This is a genomic window from Streptococcus pseudopneumoniae (assembly GCF_038148955.1).
GTDB classification, from domain to species: domain Bacteria; phylum Bacillota; class Bacilli; order Lactobacillales; family Streptococcaceae; genus Streptococcus; species Streptococcus pseudopneumoniae_T.
The window spans coordinates 1-4,390 of record NZ_JBBJZY010000040.1 but is presented as its reverse complement, the minus strand read 5'-3'; the positions used below and the strand labels follow the sequence as shown (position 1 = coordinate 4,390).

Annotated in this window: 4 protein-coding genes; 2 read left to right on the top strand and 2 right to left on the bottom strand. The window is 43.4% G+C overall.

Going from position 1 to position 4,390, the window contains the following annotated elements; all coding sequences use genetic code 11:
• Positions 1 to 434: putative sulfate exporter family transporter (locus WKI23_RS09285; protein WP_368079722.1), on the top strand; the 434-nt coding region annotated here is incomplete at its 5' end.
• Positions 435 to 653: 219 nt separating this feature from the next.
• On the opposite strand, the gene WKI23_RS09280 is transcribed toward WKI23_RS09285, so the two are convergent.
• Both WKI23_RS09280 and polA read right to left on the bottom strand, forming a co-directional pair.
• Positions 654 to 1,091, bottom strand: coding sequence for a CoA-binding protein (locus WKI23_RS09280; RefSeq protein WP_261061968.1), 438 nt, complete (start codon positions 1,089 to 1,091; stop codon positions 654 to 656).
• Between the two features lie 84 nt (positions 1,092 to 1,175).
• Entirely contained in the window at positions 1,176 to 3,809 is a 2,634-nt protein-coding gene (polA, locus tag WKI23_RS09275) for a DNA polymerase I (protein WP_368079721.1), read from the bottom strand.
• 147 nt (positions 3,810 to 3,956) lie between these two features.
• On the opposite strand from polA, the gene WKI23_RS09270 reads away from it, so the two are divergent.
• The coding region (locus WKI23_RS09270) for a PD-(D/E)XK nuclease family transposase (RefSeq protein WP_368079720.1) at positions 3,957 to 4,390 on the top strand (434 nt) is incomplete at its 3' end.

Below are 4,390 nucleotides of genomic sequence, written 5' to 3'. Positions count from 1 at the left end.
TAACCGCCACAGCTAGCGCCTGGGACAGTCTCTACCAGACCAATACCCTCGAATCCGCAACCATTGTCAAACTCACGCGCACCCTAGCTATCATCCCCATCACTCTCTTTCTCTCCTACTGGCAAAGTCGCGAGCAAAAAAATAAGCAAGGCTTACAACTGAAAAAAGTCTTCCCACTTTTTATCCTTTACTTTATCCTCGCATCTCTCCTAACCACCCTACTGACCTCTATCGGTGTGTCTAGTAGTTTCTTTACCCCTCTCAAACAACTCTCTAAATTCCTCATTATCATGGCCATGAGTGCTATCGGACTCAAAACCAATCTGCTAGCTATGGTCAAATCCAGTGGAAAATCCATTGTTCTCGGAGCCATCTGCTGGATTGCCATCATCCTCACTAGTCTTGGTATGCAGACCCTTATCGGCATTTTCTAATACTCTTCGAAAATCTCTTCAAACCACGTCAACGTCGCCTTGCTGTAGGTATGGTTACTGACTTCGTCAGTTCTATCCACAACCTCAAAACTGTGTTTTGAGCTGACTTCGTCAGTTCTATCTGCAACCTCAAAACTGTGTTTTGAGCAGCCTGCGGCTAGTTTCCTCTTTGATTTTCATTGAGTATAACACAAAAGGTAGCCCACCAGCTACCTTTTTTTATGCTTCCTCAATCAAGCGAGTATGTTCTCTCTTGATGCAGCGATTCATCACAATGTCATCGCATCCACCAGCACGCAAGATTTCTTCCGCTTCTAAACTTTCAAGTCCCAGCTGTGCCCAAAAAACCTTAGCATCAGCCTTGAGAAAATCACGCGCCACATCTGGCAAAAATTCACTGCGACGGTAAACATTAACAATATCTACAGGAAAAGGAATCTCTGCTAGGCTAGCATAAGCCTTTTCACCCAAGATTTCGCCACCTGCCACCTTGGGATTGACTGGGATGATTTTATAACCCCGAGCCTGCATTTCCTTGGTCACTCGATTGCTGGTTGTTTCCTCACGATCTGACAGGCCCACCACAGCAAGGGTTTTACTCGTTGCGAGATACTGACGAATCACACCATCACTTGGATTGATAAATTCTTGACTCATAGAAATCCTCCTTTTTCTTCAGTATAGCACAATTTGAAAAGGCTTGCAGAATTCTACTACAAAAAAGGAGGACTAGCCCCCTTTTTATTTAGCCTCGTACCAAGTTGCCCCTTCATTTTCATCTGCGATGAGGGGAACACTGAGTTGAATGGCTTCTTCCATAGTTTGTTTGACCAATTTTTTCATCTCTGCCAATTCAGATTTAGGCACTTCAAGGACGATTTCATCGTGCACTTGTAACAGCATCTTAGTCTGATAACCACCTGCAACCAAGGCTTTATCCAGCTGAATCATGGCAATCTTGAGAATATCTGCTGCCGAACCCTGGATAGGTGAGTTGATGGCAGTCCTCTCTGCGAAACCACGAATGTTAAAGTTACGCGAATTGATATCTGGCAACTCACGACGACGCTTGAAGAGGGTCTCCACATAGCCCTTATCACGCGCCTCACGCACCACTTCATCCATGTAGTTTTTGATGCCTGGGAAGCGTTCAAAGTAGGTATCAATGTAGGCTTTGGCCTCCTTACGGCTAATGCCCAGATTATTAGACAAACCAAAGTCTGAAATCCCGTAAACCACTCCAAAGTTAACCGCCTTGGCATTGCGACGGTCGTTTACAGTCACATCCTCAGGACGTTCAATGCCAAAGACCCGCATGGCTGTCGAAGTATGGATGTCCGCTCCTTCTTGGAAGGCCTTAATCAAGTGCTCATCCTTAGAAATATGCGCCAAAACGCGCAATTCAATCTGTGAATAATCAGAACTCAGAAGAACACTATCATCCCACTCTGGCACAAAAGCCTTGCGAATGAGACGGCCCTGCTCCAAACGCACAGGGATATTTTGCAAGTTTGGATCCACACTAGACAGACGCCCAGTCTGGGTCAAATCCTGCACATAACGAGTATGAATCTTGCCATCAGCCAAAATCCAGTCCTGCAAGCCAATTACATAAGTAGACTGAATCTTGGCAATCTGACGGTAGTCTAGGATTTTCTTAACAATCGGAGCAATAGGAGCCAGGCGCTCCAATACATCCACCGCTGTCGAATAACCTGTCTTGGTTTTCTTAGTGTATTCCAGAGGAAGTCCCAATTTTTCAAAGAGAAGCACGCCCAACTGCTTAGGCGAGTTGATATTAAACTCCTCACCAGCCAGTTCGTAAATCTCTTGAGTGAGTTTTTCAATGACAAGCTCATTTTCAGCCTGCATTTCAAGCAAGGTCTCTTTTTTAACCTTAATCCCAGCAATTTCCATCTTAGCAAGGACAAAAGCCAGAGGTTGCTCCATCTCATAAAGAAGCTCTAATTGCTCATTTTCCCTGAGTTTTTCAAGCAAAATAGGCTCTGTTTCAACCAAAACAGCAAGCTTACGAGCTAAGTGTTCCAAGAATTTCTCACGTTCAGGAATGGCCTTCTTGACACCCTTACCATAGAAAGTCTCATCATCAACCAAATAAGTCTGACCATAAAGACTAGCGATGGTCGCAATTTCATTGTCCTCCACAGTCGAAAGGAGGTATTTAGCTAAACGGCTATCAAAAGCAGGCGCCTGCAAATCCACACCAAAACGATGCAAGAGAACTTTAGCCTTCTTGAAGTCATAAACTCTCAGAGGTGTTTTTTCTAAAAAGTCCTTGAAAATCGGCTCTTGCAAAAGCTCAAGCTTGTCTGTAGCATATAGCTTTTCCCCACAAGACCAAGCAAAACCAACCAAATCATCCGTATGGTAATTCTCACCAAAAAGCTCAAAATGGAAGATAGACTCTTCATTCAGCATATCTTGACTGATTTGGTCAACAATAGTAAAATCCAAACTCTCAGCCACATCAGCTGACGACACATTTAAAGCCTGCTTGAGCTGTTTGAAGCCCATCTCATCGTAGAATTTTCCAAGATTTTCCACATCTGGACCACTATAGACCAAGTCCTTCAAACCAATCTCAATCGGTGCCTTGGTATCAATGGTCGCTAGTGTTTTAGACAAAAAGGCCTGTTCCTTATCATTGATGAGATTTTCCTTCATCTTAGAAGCCTTCATCCCATCGATATTCTCATAAATTCCCTCGAGTGAGCCATGCTCCAGCAAGAGCTTGATACCCGTCTTTTCACCAATTTTGGTCACCCCAGGAATATTATCCGACTTATCTCCCATAAGCGCCTTGAGATCGATAAACTGCGTCGGTGTAATGCCCATCTTTTCCATGAGATATTCTGGCGTAAAGGCCTCAAACTCAGCCACACCTTTCTTGGAAATTTCAACCACCGTATGCTCATCCGTCAGCTGAATTAAATCCTTGTCCCCACTGACAATGGTAATATCAAAACCATCCTGCTCTGCTAGCTTATCCAACGTCCCAATGATATCATCCGCCTCATACTGAGCCAACTCATAATGACGAATCCCCATATGATCCAGCAACTCACGAATAAAAGGAAATTGCTCACGAAACTCATCAGGAGTCTTAGCCCGACCACCCTTATAGTCCGCATACATCTCTGTACGGAAGGTCGTCTTTCCCGCATCAAAAGCCACCAAAATATGACTGGGCTCAACCCGCTCCAACAAATGGCTCAACATCAACTGGAAACCATAAATCGCATTGGTATGCAAACCAGCCGCATTCTTAAAACGGTCCAACTGCTGATAGAGTGCAAAAAACGCCCGAAAAGCAACAGAAGACCCATCAATCAATAATAATTTTTTCTTATCCATACACCCATTATAAAGGAAAGCAGGGAAAAATACCATTGGAAAGAGCTAGAGCAAGTATTTTTCATACTTTTTCCGAATAAATAGATAGTAGCAGTACATCTAGCAAACCTAGATTTAAAACTGTGGTATAATAAAAGGAGGAAAAGGATGATTCTAAGACATCCGGGCATTAGCCCGACCAACGATTTGGTTGCTAAGAAAATTTTCAGCAATCCAGAAATCACTTGTCAATTTATTCGCGATATGTTGGACTTGCCAGCTAAAAATGTGACTATTTTGGAGGGGAGCAATATTCATGTACTACCTTCCCTGCCTTATTCAGCCCAAGATTTCTATACTAGCATAGATGTCTTGGCTGAACTAGATAATGGCACTCAAGTAATCATTGAGATTCAGGTACATCATCAGAATTTTTTCATCAATCGCCTGTGGGCTTACCTATGCAGTCAGGTCAATCAAAACCTAGAAAAAATTCGCCAACAAGAAGGCAATACTCACCAGAGCTATAAACACATCGCACCAGTCTACGCTATCGCTATTGTAGATAACAACTACTTCTCAGATGACTTGGCTTTTCATAG

Coding starts and splice junctions, on each gene's coding strand:
- polA (WP_368079721.1), bottom strand. CDS start 3,809: ATGGATAAGAAAAAATTATTATTGATTGATGGGTCTTCTGTTGCTTTT.
- WKI23_RS09280 (WP_261061968.1), bottom strand. CDS start 1,091: ATGAGTCAAGAATTTATCAATCCAAGTGATGGTGTGATTCGTCAGTAT.